This window comes from Chryseobacterium sp. Marseille-Q8038 (assembly GCF_965111995.1).
In genome coordinates this window covers 1,499,520-1,519,310 of record NZ_CBCOPN010000002.1, presented here as the reverse complement: position 1 = coordinate 1,519,310, position 19,791 = coordinate 1,499,520, and the positions used below count along the sequence as shown (strand labels likewise).

The following is a 19,791-nucleotide window of genomic DNA, read 5'->3' as shown; positions in this document are numbered from 1 at the left end:
GATTTTAAAATCATTATTTATAAGTTAATTTTGCTGTATGAAAAAATATTCTTCTAAGAGAAGTATCCAAATACTTGCACATCTTCTTCAGCAGTACGGAATTGCAGATATCGTAATTTCTCCGGGGTCAAGAAATGCTCCTTTGGCCATTCATTTTTCAGAGGTAGATAGTTTCAACTGTTACAGTATTGTAGACGAAAGAAGTGCTGCTTTCGTGGCAATGGGAATGGCAAAAAGCGAGAAAAAACCTGTAGCGATTACCTGTACCAGCGGATCAGCAGTAGTTAATTACTATCCTGCAGTGACTGAAGCTTTTTATCAGAATGTTCCCCTTTTGGTATTGACGGCAGACCGACCTACTGATTTTGTTGATATTTTTGATGGGCAGACGATTAGACAGAAAGATGTTTTTCATCAGCATTCCTATGGTGACTTTCAGCTTTTGGAAGACAGCAAAGAAAATGCAGAAGATATTAATTTCGATATCATTAAAAAAGCTATTGAGCTTTGTTTTGAGAAACAAGGCCCGGTACATATTAATATTCCTTTAGAAGAACCTTTATATGAGCTGGTATCTGAGCTTCCTACTTTTCCTACTGTTGAAAAAACAATCAAACATAAAGAGTATGAAATTCCATCCAATCTGATTGCAGAATGGCATACCTCACAAAGAATTTTGCTGTTGGTGGGAACGAGAGATTACAGTCCGGAACTGGAAAGTCAGTTAACTCAATTGGTGAAAAACCATTCTGTTGTTGTATTAAGTGAAGCCAACTCAAATTTACATCACGAGAAGTTCTTCAAACATATAGACCGCTATATTTTCAATTTTACGGAAGAAGATTATAAAACCTATGCCCCTGATCTGTTGATTACGATAGGACAGAATGTGGTTTCCAAAAAGGTAAAACAATTCCTGAGAAAAGCCCACCCGAAGCAGCATTGGCACCTGGATGAAGTGTGGCAGCCTGATACTTATTTCTCCCTCACAGAAAAGATAGAAGTTAAGCCCGAAGTATTCTTCTCAAAACTGCTGAAATTTATCAATCTGGAGCCGAGACCTTATTTTAATCTTTGGGATGTTTTAAGGGATAAAAAAGATGCCAAGCATGAACAGTTTTTGAATACAATTGATTTTTCAGATTTTTATTTCTTCAATAAGGCATCACAAACGATTCCTGAAAACTATAATATCCATATCAGTAACTCCTCCGGAATCAGATATGCACAGCTGTTTGATTTTGGAAAGAGAAAAATATATTGTAACAGAGGAACAAGCGGTATTGACGGTTCTACTTCTACGGCAATGGGATTTGCTATCAAAAATGAAAATCCAACCTTATTAATAACAGGAGATTTAAGTTTCTTTTATGACATCAATGGTCTTTGGAATCAATATATTCCACCATTTGTAAGAATTATGATCTTCAATAACGGTGAAGGAAACATCTTTAAAATCATTCCGGGGCCTGGTAATGCCAATCCGAATACGCTGGATGAATTTATTGCTACAAAACACCGTAAGAATGCAGAATATCTGGCAAAACATTTCGGATTCTCCTATATTCGGGTAGAGGACGAGCTTACGCTGGACAGGGTGCTTGAGAATTTCTTCAAACCTGATGCACAGCCAAAAATCCTGGAAGTAAATACTCACGGGAAGAACAGCGCAGATGTACTGAAGTCGTATTTTGAATTTATGAAATAGGGTTAAAGATCAAGATATTCCTCGTTCCCTGGCAGATTGATAATCCTGTCGATAGGGTAGATAAACATATCATCAAAATCATTCAACGCATTAATGATCTGGAAATGGGTGAATTGCTTTATATTCTGTAAAGTAATCTCCGTTTCTTTGATCTTTTTATGCTTTAAAAGATGCTGTCTCTGTACTCCGTTTAACAGATAGGTAGAAGGGGTAAACCAATCTTTTCCTTTTAAAAACAAAAGGTTGGAAAAAGAGGTGTCAGTGATATGATTGTTTTTGACAATGATGATTTCTTCAGCTTTTGCTTTCATTTTCATCTTATCCAACTCTTTTCGGTCTTCAAATTTAAATGAATAATCAAAGCTGTTGTTTTCTACCAGCTTGAAATCCTGTATTTCAGGAATAGCATAAGGAATCATCTGTGTCCTGATTCTTTTATCAAGGTCATAGGCAATTCTTAGTTTGAAAAGACCATCCTCATCATGCTGCAGGTTTTTATAGATCTTGGCCAGATCGATAGAGTCTTCCTTCCCGAAATGGGAAAATGTTTGATTGACACGTTTCTGATGTAGATCCAATAGAAAAACCTCCTGATCTTCTACTTTAATGCTTTCAATGAATTGGGACATAGATTTTATTTTTCATTTCCTGATACTCGTCTTCTAACTTACTCATGTGCGTTATACCGCCTCCGCTTTTGAAATAAAGTTGATCTCCTTCTTTTTCAATAAAGCGTATCATTACACAGCTGTCAACATTTTGACCGTCAAACCAGCCACAAACTCCTGTGTAATACCCTCTGTCATATCCTTCCGCATCCAGAATTATTTCCAGTGTTTTAGGTTTTGGAGCTCCTAAAATAGAGCCCGCAGGAAGAAGCTTTTGCATAATACTTCCTACTTTTCCGTCAAATTCAGGTTTTATTGTTCCTGAAATCTCAGAACTCATGGCATACAGATCCTTCTGCTGGGTTTTGATAAAATCAATATGCTGAAACTGGTCTACCTTTACATCATCAGCTACCATGCTCAGATCATTTCGGAGCAAATCTACTACCGTGTAATGTTCTGCCTTTTCTTTCTTATCATTTTTTAGAATTTCTGCTGCATTTTCAATAGAAGCATCAATTGTACCTTTCATGGGATAAGTCAGAATTTTACCATCAATAATCTTTACAAAAGTTTCAGGAGAAAAAAATACAAAAAAATCTTTATAAAAAACTTTGTACTTCGCATTTGAGTGGTAAAAAATTTCTTCTAAGGTTAAATTGGTCTCTATTTTTGTTTTTCTAGTATAATTTACTAAATAAGAGTTTCCTAAACGAATATTTTTCTGAACCTTGTTAAAGCCTATTTTAAAGCTTTCCAGTGTCTCAGGAAATGACTTCCATATTACCTTTTTGTCTAGTGTATGGGTCTCTTTTGGTTCTGTAAGTTCTTTGAAATCAATAATTAAACCCTCTTTTTCAATTTCATGTTCCTGATATATTTCAACATTCTCTGTGAGAAAGTCGATGACGAAAAAATAGGGAACCTTCTGAAGGGAAAGCTCGTCCATTTCCATAAATTTTTGATGATTCACTGAAAACATTCTGCAAAAATACTTATTGATGTTTACTTTTGCATAAATTTTTTTATGATGCAGAACAAATATCCTCAGAAACCGGGAATTGATTTTATATTGAAGCAGGCATTTTTTTATTGGAATAAGACACTCGTTTTTCAGTTGATGTTTTCAATCATCTTTTTTGGAATATTGCTTACCGCTGTTATGCTTTTCGGGCAGAAATATGACATTTTTTCTTATAACAAGGAATTGCAGGAAGCTTTTATGGAAGGAACTCAGGTTTATCTGAAAAAAATGGAGAAAATAACAGCGACTGAAAATTATCAGATGTTCACATTGGCCATTTGGGGTACTACAGCGTTTTTATATCCGTTGAATCTTGGAATGTTCCAGATTTTCCGAAAACTTGACCTTAAAGAAAATGTTGTAATAGGCGATTTGTTTGCTGGTTACAATGGACTTAACTTTTTTAAGTATGTAGGATATTTTCTTTTCTGGTTCTTTATTTACAGGTTTACTATTCCAACAATTGTTTTGGCTGTGATTTGGGTTGCTGTAACGATATTTGTTGCCCCGTTGATGTTCTTTACTAACAAGAGGATTTTTGAATCGATTTCTCTGAACTTTAAAGCGCTTAAAATGTATTTCGTAGAAATAATGGTGTGTGTGATAGTTGCTTTTCTATTTAAGTACTTAGGTTTTGCTCTGTTTTTAGTAGGTGGACTTTTCACTTTTCCTTTTTGGAATGCAATGATTTACTCTCTTTATAAAACCGTTTTTTCAGAGAAAAGTTAAAATTCATTCGTGTTTAATATGATTTTTTACTAAAAAAAAGTAAATTTGGTAAAATCATTAAATATTTAAACTATGTCTGAATTTAACGAATTTGATCAGCAAGGCTCTGTACCTAACAGAGATACGGGATCAATTATTTCTCATGCCTTTGAAATGTATAAAGGTGTTTTCGGTTACGGAATCGTAGCAATGATCATTTACCTGATTGGAGGATCTCTTATTCAAATGCTTACCGGATTTGATTCTGCTTCAATGGTTGAAGAAATGAAATCCTCAGATGGCGATTTTAATTATTGGAGTGCTCCGGGACTTCCTTTGTATATGGGAGCTTCCAGCCTTTTCGGACTTTTGTTATCTCCTTTATATGTAGGACTGATCTACATGGTGAATAAATACAATACCAAAAATCCAATTGAGTTTTCCGACCTTTTCATCGGTTACCGTCAGAATTTTGTAAATATACTGATCTACAGTCTTCTTTCCGGTATTATTTCTTCAATTGCATTGGCATTGTGTGTTTTACCTATCATTTTTGTGTATCCTTTCCTTTTGATAGGATATCCGATTCTGTTATTCGAGAATGCTTCAGCTACAGACGCTTTATCGAAGTCTTTCAATATTGCTAAAGAAAACTATGGAATTTTCTTATTAACAGGATTTTTAGGATTTCTGATTTCTATCGCCGGAGTGATCCTTTGTGGAATAGGAGTGATCCTGACGGCTCCGTTTATTATGATTGTAATGTACTCCACCTATTGTGCTTTCTTAGGAAAACCAAGACAAATTATGTTCAGCAAATAAAAATATAAAAATACATGATGAATAAGGACAAACAAATAAGCAGTGTTGCGATAAAGCAGATGTCATTGCTGGCCATTATTCTGGTATTGGCAGGGTTGATCTGTTTCAATCTGGCATTGTTTATTCCCTCAGTTCTGGGAGCAATTACCATTTATGTAGTCTGCAGAAAGTATAATTTTTATCTGCAGGAAGAAAAAAAATGGAAACCGTCACTGGCCGCTTTTGTGCTCATGTTGGCGAGTCTTATTGTTCTTATTCTTCCTATCTATTTTATTGCTGATCTGATTATTGATAAACTGGGAAATGCTCAGGCTTATATGGCCAAGTTCAATATTTTCCTGGATAAAATCCATTCCTATATTTTCTCTAAAACAGGATTTGATATTCTGAGTAAGGAGAATATGGCAAAGCTTAAAGATAATGTAGGAAAATTTTCTACATCAGCAGTCAGTGGTACATTCAATACCCTTACCGTAGTGATGTCCATGTATTTCATTCTTTATTTTATGCTGGAAAGGCCGAGGCTCTTTGAAAAGATCCTGACTTCTTCCGCACCGTTGAAGAGATCCAACATTTCTTTAATTGGCGATAAAATGAGAAAGTTGATCATGGCAAATGCTATCGGAATTCCGGTAGTGGCAGTAGGACAGGGAATAGTTGCCCTTATAGGATATCTTATTTTTGGAGCACCGGGAGCAATATTGCTTTTTGCATTAACTGCTGCTGCTTCTGTGATTCCTGTAGTAGGAACGGCTATTATCTATGTTCCGGTGTGTATCTTTATGATTGCAGAAGGCAATACCGGGCAAGGAATTGGTTTGGCAATCTATTGTCTTGTGGTGGTAGGTCTTACAGATAATCTTCTTCGTTTTACCCTTTTAAAGAAACTGGAAAATATTCACCCACTGAATACCGTATTCGGAATCATCATGGGAATGAATCTGTTTGGCTTCATGGGGCTTATTTTCGGACCTATTCTGATCTCATTGACCCTTCTTTTGGTTCAGGTATACAGAAATGAATTTTCGGATGAAGAAACCCCTCCGGATCTTGAATTACCCGGTGAGGATGATATTAAAGAAAAATTAATTTAATTATATAAAAGTGGAAGGACTGAATCCCGAAATATTAAAAGAAATCTGTGTAATGAAAATGCCTTTTGGTAAGTATGAAGGAACGGTTCTTATTGATCTTCCGATCAGCTACCTGGAATGGTTCAATAAAAACGGAATGCCAAAGGGAAAACTGGGAATGCAGCTTTCAACGGTTTATGAGATCAAACTAAATGGACTTATGGATCTGTTGGTTCCTATCAGGGCAGCAGTAAGGAATGGATTGTAAAAATTAAAATATATCAATCTTAGATATGATTTCGGCGGCATCGAAGATGCCGCCGAAAATCTTTTATTATCAGTTGTTTAAGCTTTTAAGGCTGCAATTTCATCTCTCAGTTTGGCTGCTTTTATAAAATCAAGATTTTTTGCGGCAGCTTCCATCTCTTTCTGTTTCTGGGCAATCATTTTCTCAATATCTTCACTTGCGTAACTGGCTTTTGTTTCAGCAACTTTTTGAAGAATTTCTTTTTGGGTATATTTTTCATCAGGGAAATCTTTGCTTCTCCCTACAAGATTTTCAGAAATCTTTTTATTTAATGCTTTTGGCTTCAGGCCGTGATCGTCATTATACTTCATTTGTTTGGCACGACGGTATTCGGTTTCATCCAATGTAGCCTGCATCGATTTGGTGATTTTGTCTGCATACATGATCGCTTTTCCGTTTACATTCCTTGCGGCACGACCTACGGTTTGTATCATTGATCTTCTGCTTCTGAGCATTCCCTCTTTATCTGCGTCAAGAATGGCTACTAATGAAACTTCTGGTAGATCCAGTCCTTCTCTTAATAGATTGACTCCAATTAATACATCAAAAAGCCCTAAACGAAGATCCTGCATGATCTGAATACGTTCCAGTGTTTCAACATCAGAGTGAATATATCGTGTTCTGATCCCGAACTTGGTAAAATATTTCGTAAGTTCTTCAGCCATTTTCTTCGTTAAAGTGGTTACCAATACTCTTTCGTCAGCATCAGATCTTTTATGGATTTCTTCCATCAGATCATCAATCTGGTTGATGGTAGGTCTTACTTCAATAATAGGGTCAAGAAGTCCTGTTGGACGGATAATCTGCTCTATATAAGCGCCTCCGGTTCTCTCAAGCTCATAATCTGCAGGAGTTGCAGATACATATATTACCTGATTCTGAATGGCCTCAAATTCTTCAAATTTTAAAGGTCTGTTGTCCATAGCAGCCGGAAGTCTGAAACCATATTCCACTAATGCTTCTTTTCTGCTTCGGTCACCACCATACATGGCATGAACCTGTGGAACTGTAACGTGGCTCTCATCAATAACCATCAAAAAGTCTTTAGGAAAATAGTCAATCAGGCAGAAAGGTCTTGTTCCCGGAAGACGGCCATCCAGGTATCTCGAATAGTTCTCAATTCCTGAACAATAGCCTAGCTCCTTAATCATTTCAAGATCCAATTCGGTTCTTTCCTGAAGTCGCTTGGCTTCTAATGGTTTTCCAACAGAGCTAAAGAAATCAACCTGTTTTACCATATCATCCTGAATGTCTTTAATGGCACCGTTTAAGGTCTCCTTCGAGGTTACAAAAAGATTGGCAGGGTAAATTTGTATCTGATCAAAATTGTCTTCTACATTCCCCGTCACAGGATCAAAGCTTTGGATTTTTTCAATTTCATCTCCAAAAAACTGAATTCTGATGGCATTATCAGTATATGCAGGAAAAACATCAATTACATCTCCCTTCACTCGGAATGTACCTCTTTGGAACTCGTTTAATGTTCTGGCATAGAGTGCGTTTACTAATGAGTGAAGAAGTGCGGTTCTTGTGACCTTCTCACCAATCGCTATGGAAATTAAAGATTTATGAAATTCTGTGGGGTTTCCGATACCATAAATACATGAAACTGAGGCTACAATCAAAACGTCTCTTCTCCCTGAAAGAAGACTGGCCGTAGCGGAAAGACGTAATTTTTCTACCTCTTCATTGATACTCAAATCTTTTTCAATGTAAGTTCCTGTTGTGGCAATATAGGCCTCTGGCTGGTAGTAATCATAGTAACTGACAAAGTATTCCACCGCATTTTCCGGGAAGAATTCTTTAAATTCCATAAAAAGCTGTGCTGCCAGTGTTTTATTGTGTGCCAGGACTAATGTCGGACGCTGAACATTTTGTACAACATTTGCAACCGTAAAGGTTTTTCCGGAACCTGTTACCCCAAGAAGCGTCTGATATTTTTCACCGATCTCTATTCCTTCGGTAAGTTTTTCAATAGCTTGAGGCTGATCTCCTGTAGGTTTATATTCTGATTGAAGCTTAAAATCCATAGAAAAGAATGTATACAACAAAAATACAAAAGAAATTATTAGGCAGGATAATGTTTTATGGCATTATTTTTCCATTCATAGCCTACAATCACCTAATCATAATGCTATGAAAATCAATCAATTTTACATCCCTGTAGTAAGCCTTTTTCTTTTTTTATCTTCATGTAAAGAGAATCATGCCAATGCTCAGAAGACAGGAAATGACGGAAGTGTGGAAACGGAAAATCCTAATTCTGATTATAAGCCGGCATTTAAAGGACAGACAAGAATCAAGGCTGTGAAGACAACAACCGCCTATAATGTAGAAATATTGAATAAAGATTTGGGAAGGCCCTGGGGAATTATCAATTTGCCTGATGGGAGGTTTCTCATTACGGATAAAAAAGGGCATATGAATGTTGTTTCAACAGATGGAAAACAGGTGTCAAAAATTGAAGGCTTTCCAAAAGTGGATTCTAAAGGGCAGGGAGGAATGCTGGATGTAGCCCTTGATCCTGATTTTAAAACCAATGCTATTATTTACTTCAGTTTTTCTGAACCTTTTGGAAAAGGAAACTTAACGTCTGTTGCGAAAGGGAAGTTGTCTGCAGATCTCAAAAATATTTCAGAGGTGAAAGTTATTTTCCGTGCCGAACCTTCTTATGACGGAGATAAGCATTATGGAAGCCGTCTGGCTTTTGATAAAGATGGAAACTTATTTGTCAGTACCGGAGAAAGATCAGATAAAGTAACCCGTGTTTACGCCCAGAAAACAGATAATTATCTTGGGAAAATTCTAAAGATTACAAAAGAAGGTAAGCCTGCTCCGGGAAATCCTTTTATTGGGAAGCAAGGCTTTAAGCCTGAGATCTATGCCTATGGTATCCGTAATCCTCAAGGTATGGCAATCGATTCCAATGGAAATTTATGGGATGTGGAAATGGGACCGAGAGGAGGAGATGAGATTAATCTGATTCAACCGGGAAAAAATTATGGATGGGGAGACGTAACGTATGGGATTGAATATTCCGGAGACAAAGTAGGAAACGGAATAACCCAAAGAGAAGGAACAGAACAACCGGTTTATTATTGGGATCCTGTGATTTCACCCAGTGGTATTACTTTTTACACGGGGAATATTGATGAATGGAAAGGAAATCTCATTATCGGATGTCTGAGTGGCGAGCATATCAACAGAATCGTAATGAAAGATAATAAAGTAGTGGGAGAAGAACGCCTTCTTGCAGATCAGAAAGAACGTTTCCGTGATGTATTGAATGGGATGGACGGAAATCTCTATGCTGTAACAGACAGTGGTAAGCTTTATAAAATTTCAAAAAAATAACATAAAAAAAACTCCTGAGAATCTTCAGGAGTTTTTATTTCAGTTAAAACTTAAAGTTGAGTCTGGCAAAAACCTGTCTTCCGGCAAATCCCATCTGAACAGGATCAAAAATACCTCCGGCTTCTGTATTTCCGCTAGATACATGGGAGGTCTGTAAAGTAGGATATCTGTTGAACAGATTTTTACTTCCTAAAGTCAGATTCAGGTTCTTGCAGAATTCGTACCCGAAAGAAAGATCGGTGGTAACTTTTGGATTATAGACCTGTTCTGAGTCGTCATAGCCAATCAGGGTTACTTTGTCAAATCTTACCATCTGTAAGTTTACATTAAATTTGTTGAGTCTATAATTAAGATTTAAATTAACCTTGGTCTTCGGAGCTGAAGCAAGGATAAAAGCCTTTTCTCTTGCACTTAGGTAAATGTCTTCTTTTCCCGCCAGCTGTTCTGAAGTATTTACTTTGGTGATTTCCATATCATTATAGTTTCCGGCTAAAGTAGCAGCCAGTTTTCCGGAACCAATGTTTTCAGTATAACTTAAGATAAGGTCAACCCCTTTTGTTTTGGTATCAATAGCATTGGAAAAGAATTGTACCTGATCGATGAATGGATTCTCTGCCTGAACATCTGCCGGTAAGTCTGCTTGTGCAAAATATCCGGTCAAAACGATTCTGTCCTTTACACGAATATAGTAGCCATCTATTGTTGCTGTGAATTTTCCTGTATTGAAAGTAAATCCGGCGCTTCCGTTCACAGAGGTTTCCTGTTTCAGTTGAGGGATTCCAAGGCTGCTTGCCAGCTTGCTGTCGTTAGATGCCAGCTGAATTGTAACCAACTGTCCTCCCTGGAAGTTGGTAAACTGTTGGCTGTAGTATTTCTGAGCCAGAGAAGGCGCTCTGAATCCCGTAGAAACAGACCCACGGAACGCAAACTGTGGAGTGATAGCATATCTTGTAGCAAACTTACCATTCAGGGTACTTCCGAAATCATTATAATTTTCAAATCTTCCGGCAATACTTATCATCCAGTTTTTGGTTACATCCAGTTCAGTGTCTACATACGCCGCAAAGTTGTTTCTGCTCTTGCCAAAATCAATAGAATAGCCTGGAAACCCTTGAGACCCTCCCGGACGATAACGCAGAGGATCAGAACCTGGAACTGTTACCCATAAATTTTGAGGAGTATCTTTTGTAACTACATTTCCATTAATATCATACATGGCATATGAGGCTTCTTCTCCTTTGATGATGTCAAATTTTTCATATCTGAACTCAGATCCGAAAGCGATATTAAGCCCTTCCAGTACTTTAAACTGTTTCACAGCATTAAACCCAGTGGTATTCTGAAGCAGTGAGTGTCCTCCTGCATTAAAGCTTGTAGGAGATTTAACTCCTAAAGTAGCATTGATCGTATTATCAATCTGGTAAGTAAATCTATTGTTACCAAAAGCATTATAGAAATCTACATCCCAGTTTGCAACTTTGAATTTTAAGCCATTATCAAAAGTAAAATCTGTAATGCTGGTGTTTTCAATCGGGTTGAATCCGTTAGGATAAACTTCAGGAATATTTCCGTCTGCATCAGGTGTTCTGGTCCAGGCATAAGCCTTAGTGTTTCTATGTGAAAAGCCCTGACGGGAATAGAATTTCAGACCATCAGTTAAGGGTACCTCAATATTTCCAAAAAAGTAAATGTTTTGCGCTTTTGCATCCCCGAAACGCTGTCTTGGTGATGTGTACACATCCGGATTTGCATTTCGTATCGCATAATCTTTATTGATAAATTCTACGGTAAAGTTTCCAAAACCTCCTTTTGAACCTATTTTAGTTCCTAAATTTCCACTGAAATCAAAAGTAGTTCCGTCTATTTTATGATCAGAGACTACATCATTGTTTCCGGGGCTTTTAAAAAGGTTCATTCCTGTGAATAGATTTCCTTCAAAACCTTTGTCTCTGTCATTCAAAATAACATTAATTACTCCTGCAATAGCATCCGAACCGTACTGAGCTGATGCTCCGTCACGTAGAACTTCCACTCTTTTTATCGCGCCAATCGGAATGGTATTCATATCATATCCGGTATTTCCTCTTCCTTTGGTTCCGAAAAGATTAATCAGTGAAGACTGATGGTATCGTTTTCCATTTAAAAGAAGTAAAGTCTGATCAGGGCCAAGACCTCTTAAAGTAGCCGGATCTACAGCATCAGCACCGTCAGATCCTGATTGTTTATTGGAGTTGAAAGATGGAGCAGAAAATTGCAAAAGCTGGTTAATTTCTACCTGTCCTGTGGACTGGCTTACCTGTTTAATGTCTATAATATCGATGGGTACAGGCGTATTGACTACCGTTCTTTTTTTGTTTCGGCTTCCGGTAATGGCTACTTCGTCAATCTTTGATTCTTTCAGAGTGTCTTTTATTTGCTGGGCATAGGAGAGAGTAGAAACTCCAAGGAAAATAATGCTGATGTATTTTATTTTCATATTAATAATTTTAAGTGGTGATTCAATCAAAATTATCAATATTTATTTTTAAATCAACATTAAAATAAAATATTTAGTATGAATATCTTAATTTAATGTTGATTTGGGTTAAATTTGGAAAAATAATAATGTATTATCCGAATTTAATTAAAAATTTTAATGTTAAAAGCTGGTAATGATTCTGTTAATTCCTTCTTCTAAAATTTCCTGTGAGGTAGAAAAGCAAATTCTGATATGTCCTTCTGCTCCTTTTCCGAACCATCTTTCTGATCCGGGAACAATCGCTACTTTTCCGTGCTTTAAAACGTGCTGGGCAAATTCATCACTGGTCATTCCGTTTTCTATCTTTGGAAACAGTACAAAAGTTGCCTCAGGCAGATTAGGAGTTAGAATTTCTGAACGGCTTAATAATGTAAACGCAAGATTCCTGTTACTCTGTAAATGAGCTAAAAATTCCTTATACCAGGGTTTTGCCTTTTCCAAAGCTACACTTCCGGCGATCTGTGACAAAGTAGAAACGCCTTCTATAGTGGAGTTGAAATTGGATTTCTCTGTGAAATCTTCAAGGATATCCTGATCATGACACAATACTGCCCCAATTCTCAATCCTGCTATTCCGAATGATTTTGAAAATCCATATACTGTAAAGCTCTTTTTCCTGGCCTTCTCAGATACTGAAGAATAGGTATGAAAGCTTTTATTGTCATAAATAATATCACTCCAGATTTCATCACTCATGACCCAAAGATCATGGGCTGAAGCAATCTCTGCTACTTTAATCAATATTTCTTTAGAATAAACTTTTCCAAGTGGATTATGAGGATTGCATATGCTGATAAGCTTGGTGTTGGGACCAATTAGAGAAACCAGTTTTTCAAAATCAATGTCTCCGGTTATCGTATTTACAGGGCAAAGCATTACTTTTCCACCTGCTGTTTCTACCGATTTTTTGAAAAGAAAATCTACCGGATCCAGAATTATGGCTTCATCTCCCGGATTCAGAACATAAGAAGCAATCAGGAACATTCCCTGGGCAGCACTGTTGACTGCCAGAATATTTTCAGGAGCAAAAGTTCCGTGTTTCTCCATATTGAAATGATCTGCAACACTTTTTTTGAATTCCGGAAGTCCCGAAAACGGACCGTAGCTTAAATAGCCGTCTTTCAGGTATTCAATAATTCCCTGTTCTATTTCGGGAGCCGTTCTGAAGTCGGGATCTGCAGCTGTAAGAGGGATAATTCCGTCTTCCAGGGTTGCCCATCTTCCGTTGTAGGCCTTTCTTTTTAGCGCTTCAAAGTTGATATCGTTATTGGTGAACATATTTATTTATAAGATATGGGTAAAATATTTTCTGTTTGTTGGTTGAGAGGGAGTAAAAACTGATTGAGTAATATCCTCCCATTGCTGATGTGAACCTCGATTTCAGGTTTTCTCTCAGACTCATATTTACTGAAAGCATACTCTATGGAATTTTCTTCAACTAAATATTTCGTTAGTAAAAAAGAATCTTTCAAAGCAGAAGTAACTCCCTGGCTTGTAAATGGAATCAGTGGATGTGCTGCGTCACCGATAAATACGGTGTTTTCTTTATAAAATGGATTGAGTTCTTCCAGCTCATAAACATTCCATAAATGTACATTTTTATAGTCTGATTTTCGTATGATTTCCGGAACTATAGGATGCCAGTTTTCAAAAACTTCAAGCATATATTTTCTTAGATTCTCTGCAGAACACTCATTGATTGTGTATTTTTGGTTATCAAACTGTGAATACCAAAGAATCGTATCATCAGACAGCTTAAGAATCCCGAATGTCAGACCGCCTTCTTCATGATGAAATTTCATAAAGTCATTTTCAATAGAATCTGCAATTTCTTTATTCTGAATGATATTAACGACCTCACTTTCTCTTACCATTCTCATTATTTCATCTTTAAAAAGATTCTTCCTGATGCGGCTTCTGGATCCGTCAGAAATAACAATAATATCTGCACCAACATTGGTTCCGTCAGAAAACTTAAGGTTGTCACTTTGCTGATCATCGTAGAATATGGTTTCTTCGTATGATATCTTTTCAGCAGAAATGTTTTGGGCTAACAGATTAATCAATGCGTGTCTCGAAATTGCAAAAACATTATCCAGATCTTTTTCTGCCAGAAATTTTCCGGTGTGAGAATACTGTACATATTTTTTCAGGAAATTTCCATTTTTGAGAAGAAGATCAGGGGTAATGATTTGATAAAGATAGTCCATCCCTTCCTTCGGAATGAGAAAGCCGTGACCTGCCAGATCTTTCCTTTTTCTTCTTTCATAAATGTGATAATCAATCTTATATTTTTCTAAGTAATTCGCCATGCTTAAGCCGGAAATACCGGCGCCCACGACAGTAATTTTCTTCATTTGCGGAATAATGTATTTTTCAGGTTGGTTTTTTAAGTATTTTTTTTATCTCCTTTAGATAAATACAAAATTAAAATTAAAAACCTTCACTATCTCAAAAAATGGTCAATTTGATTTTTGTTTTATAAAAAATAGAATGAAAAGCATGACGTATTATTAGCAATAAAAAAATATGATTGATTTATTTTATTTATAATATCTAAATGATTATAAGGTTGTTGGGTTAGTGATGACAGCGAAAACAAAAACAGGTAAACTTCTTCCTGTTTGATGAATTCTCAAATATTAATGCATAAAAAAACCGGAAAAAATTTCCGGTTCTATCATTACGCTTTTTCAAGCTGAACAGTAAAGTGTCTTAAGATTTCCGGTTCCCAGGTGATCTTGTATCCTTTTGCTATTTCTTCACGTCTTTCATATACGTTTTTGATAGCAGCAGCAATATAATCCATATGGTTGTTGGTATAAGTTCTTCTAGGAATTGCCAGACGTACCAGTTCTAACTTCGGATAGCGGTTTTCTCTTGTTGCAGGATCTCTGTCGGCTAACAAAGTTCCGATTTCTACAGTTCTGATCCCTGCTTCCTTATAAATTTCAAGTCCTAAGGTCTGTGCCGGATATTCTTCACGGGAAACATTCGGAAGGAAATTTAAAGAATCAATGAATACAGCATGTCCTCCAATAGGTTTCTGAACAGGGATTCCATATTCTATTAATTTATTCCCCAGATATTCAACCTGAGAAATTCTGCTTTCAAGGTAAGCAAATTCAGTAGCTTCATCAAGACCTACTGCCAATGCTGCCATGTCTCTTCCGGCCATTCCTCCATAAGTAATAAATCCTTCGTAGATTATGGTAAAATTGGATGCTTTTCTGAAAACTTCCTCATTATTCAATGCAATGAAACCTCCTATATTTACTAAACCGTCTTTTTTGGAACTCATCGTCATCCCGTCTCCATAAGAGAAAATCTCTTTACAGATCTCCTTAATGCTTCTGTTTTCCTGTCCTGCTTCTCTTTTTTTGATGAAATAGGCATTTTCTGCAAATCTTGCTGAATCAAAGAATACAGGGATTCCATATTGGTCAGAAAGAGCTTTTACCGCCTTCATGTTTTCCAGAGAAACAGGCTGTCCTCCGGAAGAGTTACAGGTAATGGTAATTAAGCAGAAAGGAATGTTTTCTTTAGGATGGCTTTTATAAACTTCTTCCAGTTTTTCAAGGTTGATGTTTCCTTTGAAAGGGTGAAGATCATTAATATCAAAAGCTTCATCAATTGTACAGTCGATGGCATGAGCTTTTCTGATTTCGATATGTCCTTTTGTGGTATCAAAATGAGAGTTTCCGGGAACTACATCACCTTCTTTTACCAATACTGAAAAAAGAACGTTTTCTGCTGCTCTTCCCTGGTGCGTTGGTAATAAATATTTGAATCCTGTAATTTTTTCGACAGTTTTCTGTAATTGTTCGAAAGAACGGGATCCTGCATAGCTTTCATCTCCTGTCATCAAAGCTGACCATTGTCTGTCAGACATTGCTCCGGTTCCGGAATCCGTAAGCAGGTCAATGTAAACATGTGAAGATCTTAAATTGAAAAGATTGTAATTCGCTTCTTTAAGCCATTGCTCTCTTTCTTCTCTTGTAGATTGGTAGATTTCCTCCACCATTTTAATGCGGAAAGGTTCCGCGTACGGTAAATTCATGAGTTAAATATGTTTTAAATTGTTTGTAAAGAAAATGTGCTTGAAAATAATTTTTCAAATTTCATCAATGTATAAATAAGGCGGAAAAAGAAATTATTCCGGAGCCTTAAATATATTTTCATCAGAATGGAATCCGGCTACACCGCCACTCACTGCAAACTTCATGGCAGAAGCCGCTGTCATTCCCACTACAGGTTTGATGTTTTTTTCTTCAGTAACAATTACCCAGCCCGAGATGGCGTACGAGTGGGGAAGATATACCGCAACGTAATTATGCTTGTCAACGTCCGACATTTCTTTTTGAGTTAAAAAGCCGATTCTCCAGATTTCCGGATTCTCATTGGTTTTTACCCATACAGGATCGTTGAATTTTTTCTTGTCGCCCACGAATGAAGACATCACGTCTTTCGTAGGAGTATAGATATGTTTTACTCCCGGAGTTTTCTCCAGTAAGCTGTCCATCGTATCGAAAAAGAATCTTCCGACAACGAATTTATTTCCTAAATATCCTAAAATAGCCGTAAACAGAATGATGGATACAAATACGAGCCCCGGAATCTGCTTGGCAAGAGAAGGAACAAGATTGTCAATCGCACTTACGATATACCAGATGACAAAAATGGTAAGCCCGATAGGACCAATAATCACGAGCCCCTGGAAAAAATTTTTCAGGAATAGATTGGCGATATTTTCAAAGCTTGGCTTCTTCAATGGATACTCTTTACTATTTTTATTTTAACCGTGGATGGTTTCTTTGTTTCCGTAGGATTTAATAATATTGGCTTCATATTCCAGCCATTCTTCCCAACGTTTGTTTACTTTTTCAGGATCTCCAAGCTGTCTTGCAAATCCTATGAAAGTTGTATAATGATTGGCTTCAGAAATCATCAGTTCTTTGTAGAAAACTTTAAGCTCCTCGTCTTTGATGTTTTCGGTAAGAACCTTAAATCTTTCGCAGCTTCTGGCTTCAATCATAGCCGCAAAAAGCATTTTGTCTACGATGAGGTCTTCTCTGCTTCCCTGCACAATAAATTTTGCCAGTTCATTGACATAATCATCTTTTCTGGCTCTTCCAAAAGTAAAACCTCTTTTCTTAATGATTTCATGCACCTGATTAAAATGATCTAATTCTTCCTGTGCAATGGCAAGAAGTTCGGTCACAATCTCAGGATATTCCGGAAGCATTGTAATCAGCCCTATGGCATTGGTAGCTGCTTTTTGCTCACACCAGGCATGATCCGTTAAAATTTCTCCAATGTTTCCTTCTGCAATATTTGCCCACCTTGGATCGGTAGGTAGTTTCAACTTAAACATGTTGTAAAATTTTTGTAAATTTAAACAAATTGAGGTAAGGAATGTGACTTTATTTCAATTTGATCATTAAAGTCTTAAGATGCGGTCTTTCTTCTTAAGAATTCCAGAATAATCCAACCTGATGTATCCACTTTTTTCAATCCTGCCGAAATAATGAAGGCCAAAACGATATTAATACCATAAATAATGATCATCAAAAGCCACCACGGCATGTTTTCTTTTAATGGAACTACAAGGAAATAAACCAGTGAAGAACTGATTCCCTGTGCAAAGTAGAAGAAAATGGCATTCTTCCCGATATAGGTGATGAAGTTTTCTTTTGTAATCTTCAGTCGGTTATAAAGGACAAATAAAGTTACCAGAGAGAATAATGCCCAGATGATATAAGGGATTTTTGGAGGAAACTTATTCTTATTGATTTTATAGAAGATATCACCTCCATAGTACCAGAACATCCCTATAAGTGCTGCACCCACAAGTGCATATAATACAGGAATTGCTTTGGCCGGAATCTTTTTTCCACGCATGGTGTGGCCAATTAAAAAGACAGCAAGGTAGAAAGCGACATACCCTACCTGTCCCGTTGGATAATATTCCGGAAAGATGTTGAATAGTAGTGTTAAACCCATACAAAGCCCGATGAACCAATGGATATGTTTTGGGAAAAACCTTAAAATTAATACCCCGAAAACGGTGAGAATATAATATACTTTAAGATACCAGAAGCTTCCCATTACCACAGGAAAGGTATCAGCGTTGGTGTACTGATGAAGATACCAGTTTCCAAGATTTTCCCATTGGGGATAGACTGAAATACTGGTCGTTGAATATTTGGAGCCAAAGGTGGAGTAAAAACTCTGGAGCCATTCCATAGAAAAGAAACTCAATCCAAATACTTTAAAGAAGTAATCTAAAAAGAACAGGAAGGTTACAAAAATCATATAAGTGATCTGCAGTTTCAGAAGGCGATATAATGTTTTTTCAATATTTGCTCCCGAAGTAATACCACTCAACGCATAAAAAAGTGCGACATCAAAGACCAGAGAGAACACCCTTACTTCTGCGGGAATATAAAACTGCCCAGACCAGAAAGCGGTATGGATAAATATGATGGAAAGTGTGGCCAGTCCTTTGGCGAAATCAATGTAGAGATCTCTGTTCATTGTAGTTGCTTGGATATTCTTTTTTATTTTTCAAAAATACAAACAAATTGATTTTATAAAAGAGAAAATAAATGTTAAAATAAAAAGGGGCGGAACATACTGTCCGCCTCCTTTCTTAAATATGCTAAAAATGAATGTTCTCGTTTATTGAAGATGTTTAAATTCTTCCGCAGAAATTTCTCCTGACTGAATTTTTCTAAGTTCATCTATATATTGACTCATATACGCGTCAATTTCAGGATTTACAGTGTTCTTAGCCATCTTATAAGTTCCGTTTAATACTCCCTGATAATAATAGAAGAAGTTATAATCGAAATTGGAAGCATTAAGATCATACTGTCCTAAAAGGAATCCTAAACGAACTGCTGATCTTCTTTGTGCAGGTGTTCCGTGATGGTTAACACTCGTTGTCTGATAGTCCCCAATACTTTGGGCAAATTCATAGGCCGCTGCAATTTCCGGGAAACTGGTTTTATTGTACCCGTTAGGTCTTCTCAGATAATATCCTGCAAAGCCATCCGCTTCAAGCTCGTTCGGTCTGTATGTTGACTCTGATACAGAAGGAAGATTGAAGATGTACTGCAACTGATGTCCATATTCATGAGCAAGAATCATTGCGTTTACAATATCACCTCCTTTTGATTTTGCATCATAATAGATTGCATATCCATAATAGATCTTTCCTGTAGAGTAGGAAATCGCATTATAGGTTGAATTGAAATTGGATGGATCGTTTACAAAACGCAGCGTAGGATTGCTTCTTCCCCACATGCTTGCAATTTTAGTCATCTGACCGTTCATAAAATTGGTGTCTGTGGTGTTTTGAAGCCCGGTCAGTAAAACTGAATTGGAGCTCCAGTTGTTGTCAACATAAGAACATCCTTTTTCGGTAGTTCCTGGCTGATCAATTTTTGCACTCTGTGCTTCTTGTTGAGGTTGAACATTGTTGTCCATTTGGTCATCACTACATGCTGTTAATGAAGTAACAGCAATGGCGCCTGCTAGTAAGCAGAGATTAAAGTTTCTTTTCATATATAAATTCAATTTGGTAAAACGAAGGTATGAAATTATCTCTTAAGTGTGAGTACATTATTTAAAAAAATTATTCAAAACATAGTGAATAGGATTTTAA

The 19,791-nt window shown here is 36.7% G+C and carries 17 protein-coding genes; 6 read left to right on the top strand and 11 right to left on the bottom strand.

The window, feature by feature from the left end; all coding sequences use genetic code 11:
• The first annotated feature begins 37 nt into the window (after positions 1 to 37).
• Positions 38 to 1,708, top strand: coding sequence for a 2-succinyl-5-enolpyruvyl-6-hydroxy-3-cyclohexene-1-carboxylic-acid synthase (gene menD, locus ACWPWS_RS20850; RefSeq protein ID WP_454047777.1), 1,671 nt, complete (start codon positions 38 to 40; stop codon positions 1,706 to 1,708).
• A gap of 2 nt (positions 1,709 to 1,710) precedes the next feature.
• On the opposite strand, the gene ACWPWS_RS20845 is transcribed toward menD, so the two are convergent.
• Together ACWPWS_RS20845 and ACWPWS_RS20840 are read right to left on the bottom strand one after the other, a co-directional pair.
• Positions 1,711 to 2,337, bottom strand: coding sequence for an aminotransferase class IV (locus tag ACWPWS_RS20845; protein ID WP_105684018.1), 627 nt, complete (start codon positions 2,335 to 2,337; stop codon positions 1,711 to 1,713).
• Positions 2,321 to 3,298, bottom strand: coding sequence for an aminodeoxychorismate synthase component I (locus ACWPWS_RS20840; protein ID WP_454047776.1), 978 nt, complete (start codon positions 3,296 to 3,298; stop codon positions 2,321 to 2,323). Before ACWPWS_RS20840 ends, ACWPWS_RS20845 begins: the two co-directional genes overlap by 17 nt.
• Before the next feature lie 45 nt (positions 3,299 to 3,343).
• On the opposite strand from ACWPWS_RS20840, the gene ACWPWS_RS20835 reads away from it, so the two are divergent.
• From ACWPWS_RS20835 to ACWPWS_RS20820, 4 genes are all read left to right on the top strand, one after another.
• A complete protein-coding gene (locus tag ACWPWS_RS20835) occupies positions 3,344 to 4,069 on the top strand; it encodes a hypothetical protein (RefSeq protein WP_454047775.1) in 726 nt (241 codons plus the stop codon).
• 72 nt (positions 4,070 to 4,141) lie between these two features.
• Positions 4,142 to 4,870, top strand: coding sequence for a beta-carotene 15,15'-monooxygenase (locus tag ACWPWS_RS20830; protein ID WP_209786628.1), 729 nt, complete (start codon positions 4,142 to 4,144; stop codon positions 4,868 to 4,870).
• Between the two features lie 14 nt (positions 4,871 to 4,884).
• Positions 4,885 to 5,964, top strand: coding sequence for an AI-2E family transporter (locus ACWPWS_RS20825; RefSeq protein WP_209786629.1), 1,080 nt, complete (start codon positions 4,885 to 4,887; stop codon positions 5,962 to 5,964).
• Positions 5,965 to 5,983: 19 nt separating this feature from the next.
• Positions 5,984 to 6,211 (top strand): DUF3820 family protein, encoded by a 228-nt coding sequence (locus tag ACWPWS_RS20820; RefSeq protein WP_309513051.1) that lies wholly within the window; start codon positions 5,984 to 5,986, stop codon positions 6,209 to 6,211.
• A 77-nt stretch (positions 6,212 to 6,288) separates the two neighbouring features.
• Here ACWPWS_RS20820 and uvrB read toward each other — a convergent pair whose 3' ends face one another.
• Positions 6,289 to 8,280: an excinuclease ABC subunit UvrB gene (gene uvrB, locus ACWPWS_RS20815; protein WP_209786632.1), complete on the bottom strand. Its 1,992-nt coding sequence runs from the start codon at positions 8,278 to 8,280 to the stop codon at positions 6,289 to 6,291.
• A 106-nt stretch (positions 8,281 to 8,386) separates the two neighbouring features.
• Between uvrB and ACWPWS_RS20810 the strand changes: the two genes are divergently transcribed.
• Positions 8,387 to 9,604 carry a PQQ-dependent sugar dehydrogenase gene (locus ACWPWS_RS20810; protein WP_454047774.1) on the top strand — a complete coding sequence of 406 codons (1,218 nt, stop codon included), beginning with the start codon at positions 8,387 to 8,389 and terminating at the stop codon, positions 9,602 to 9,604.
• Between the two features lie 43 nt (positions 9,605 to 9,647).
• Here the strand turns inward: ACWPWS_RS20810 and ACWPWS_RS20805 are convergent, their stop codons facing one another.
• From ACWPWS_RS20805 to ACWPWS_RS20770, 8 genes are all read right to left on the bottom strand, one after another.
• Positions 9,648 to 12,080, bottom strand: coding sequence for a TonB-dependent receptor plug domain-containing protein (locus ACWPWS_RS20805; protein WP_454047773.1), 2,433 nt, complete (start codon positions 12,078 to 12,080; stop codon positions 9,648 to 9,650).
• A gap of 162 nt (positions 12,081 to 12,242) precedes the next feature.
• Entirely contained in the window at positions 12,243 to 13,400 is a 1,158-nt protein-coding gene (locus ACWPWS_RS20800; protein ID WP_454047772.1) for a pyridoxal phosphate-dependent aminotransferase, read from the bottom strand.
• Between the two features lie 2 nt (positions 13,401 to 13,402).
• Entirely contained in the window at positions 13,403 to 14,479 is a 1,077-nt protein-coding gene (locus tag ACWPWS_RS20795) for an FAD-dependent monooxygenase (RefSeq protein ID WP_454047771.1), read from the bottom strand.
• Positions 14,480 to 14,805: 326 nt separating this feature from the next.
• Positions 14,806 to 16,182 carry a tryptophanase gene (locus tag ACWPWS_RS20790; RefSeq protein ID WP_413930365.1) on the bottom strand — a complete coding sequence of 459 codons (1,377 nt, stop codon included), beginning with the start codon at positions 16,180 to 16,182 and terminating at the stop codon, positions 14,806 to 14,808.
• Positions 16,183 to 16,275: 93 nt separating this feature from the next.
• A complete protein-coding gene (locus tag ACWPWS_RS20785) occupies positions 16,276 to 16,893 on the bottom strand; it encodes a DUF502 domain-containing protein (protein ID WP_047377240.1) in 618 nt (205 codons plus the stop codon).
• A 24-nt stretch (positions 16,894 to 16,917) separates the two neighbouring features.
• Positions 16,918 to 17,496 (bottom strand): tRNA-(ms[2]io[6]A)-hydroxylase, encoded by a 579-nt coding sequence (gene miaE / locus ACWPWS_RS20780; RefSeq protein WP_062676098.1) that lies wholly within the window; start codon positions 17,494 to 17,496, stop codon positions 16,918 to 16,920.
• A gap of 74 nt (positions 17,497 to 17,570) precedes the next feature.
• Complete coding sequence (locus tag ACWPWS_RS20775) at positions 17,571 to 18,659, bottom strand: acyltransferase family protein (protein WP_454047770.1); 1,089 nt, start codon at positions 18,657 to 18,659, stop codon at positions 17,571 to 17,573.
• Positions 18,660 to 18,803: 144 nt separating this feature from the next.
• Positions 18,804 to 19,691, bottom strand: a complete 888-nt coding sequence (locus ACWPWS_RS20770) for a neutral zinc metallopeptidase (RefSeq protein ID WP_105684033.1) — start codon at positions 19,689 to 19,691, stop codon at positions 18,804 to 18,806.
• Between the last annotated feature and the right edge of the window lie 100 nt (positions 19,692 to 19,791).

Coding starts and splice junctions, on each gene's coding strand:
- ACWPWS_RS20840 (WP_454047776.1), bottom strand. CDS start 3,298: ATGTTTTCAGTGAATCATCAAAAATTTATGGAAATGGACGAGCTTTCC.
- ACWPWS_RS20805 (WP_454047773.1), bottom strand. CDS start 12,080: ATGAAAATAAAATACATCAGCATTATTTTCCTTGGAGTTTCTACTCTC.
- ACWPWS_RS20800 (WP_454047772.1), bottom strand. CDS start 13,400: ATGTTCACCAATAACGATATCAACTTTGAAGCGCTAAAAAGAAAGGCC.
- ACWPWS_RS20770 (WP_105684033.1), bottom strand. CDS start 19,691: ATGAAAAGAAACTTTAATCTCTGCTTACTAGCAGGCGCCATTGCTGTT.
- ACWPWS_RS20790 (WP_413930365.1), bottom strand. CDS start 16,182: ATGAATTTACCGTACGCGGAACCTTTCCGCATTAAAATGGTGGAGGAA.
- ACWPWS_RS20795 (WP_454047771.1), bottom strand. CDS start 14,479: ATGAAGAAAATTACTGTCGTGGGCGCCGGTATTTCCGGCTTAAGCATG.
- ACWPWS_RS20810 (WP_454047774.1), top strand. CDS start 8,387: ATGAAAATCAATCAATTTTACATCCCTGTAGTAAGCCTTTTTCTTTTT.
- uvrB (WP_209786632.1), bottom strand. CDS start 8,280: ATGGATTTTAAGCTTCAATCAGAATATAAACCTACAGGAGATCAGCCT.
- miaE (WP_062676098.1), bottom strand. CDS start 17,496: ATGTTTAAGTTGAAACTACCTACCGATCCAAGGTGGGCAAATATTGCA.
- ACWPWS_RS20835 (WP_454047775.1), top strand. CDS start 3,344: ATGATGCAGAACAAATATCCTCAGAAACCGGGAATTGATTTTATATTG.
- ACWPWS_RS20845 (WP_105684018.1), bottom strand. CDS start 2,337: ATGTCCCAATTCATTGAAAGCATTAAAGTAGAAGATCAGGAGGTTTTT.
- ACWPWS_RS20775 (WP_454047770.1), bottom strand. CDS start 18,659: ATGAACAGAGATCTCTACATTGATTTCGCCAAAGGACTGGCCACACTT.
- menD (WP_454047777.1), top strand. CDS start 38: ATGAAAAAATATTCTTCTAAGAGAAGTATCCAAATACTTGCACATCTT.
- ACWPWS_RS20830 (WP_209786628.1), top strand. CDS start 4,142: ATGTCTGAATTTAACGAATTTGATCAGCAAGGCTCTGTACCTAACAGA.
- ACWPWS_RS20825 (WP_209786629.1), top strand. CDS start 4,885: ATGATGAATAAGGACAAACAAATAAGCAGTGTTGCGATAAAGCAGATG.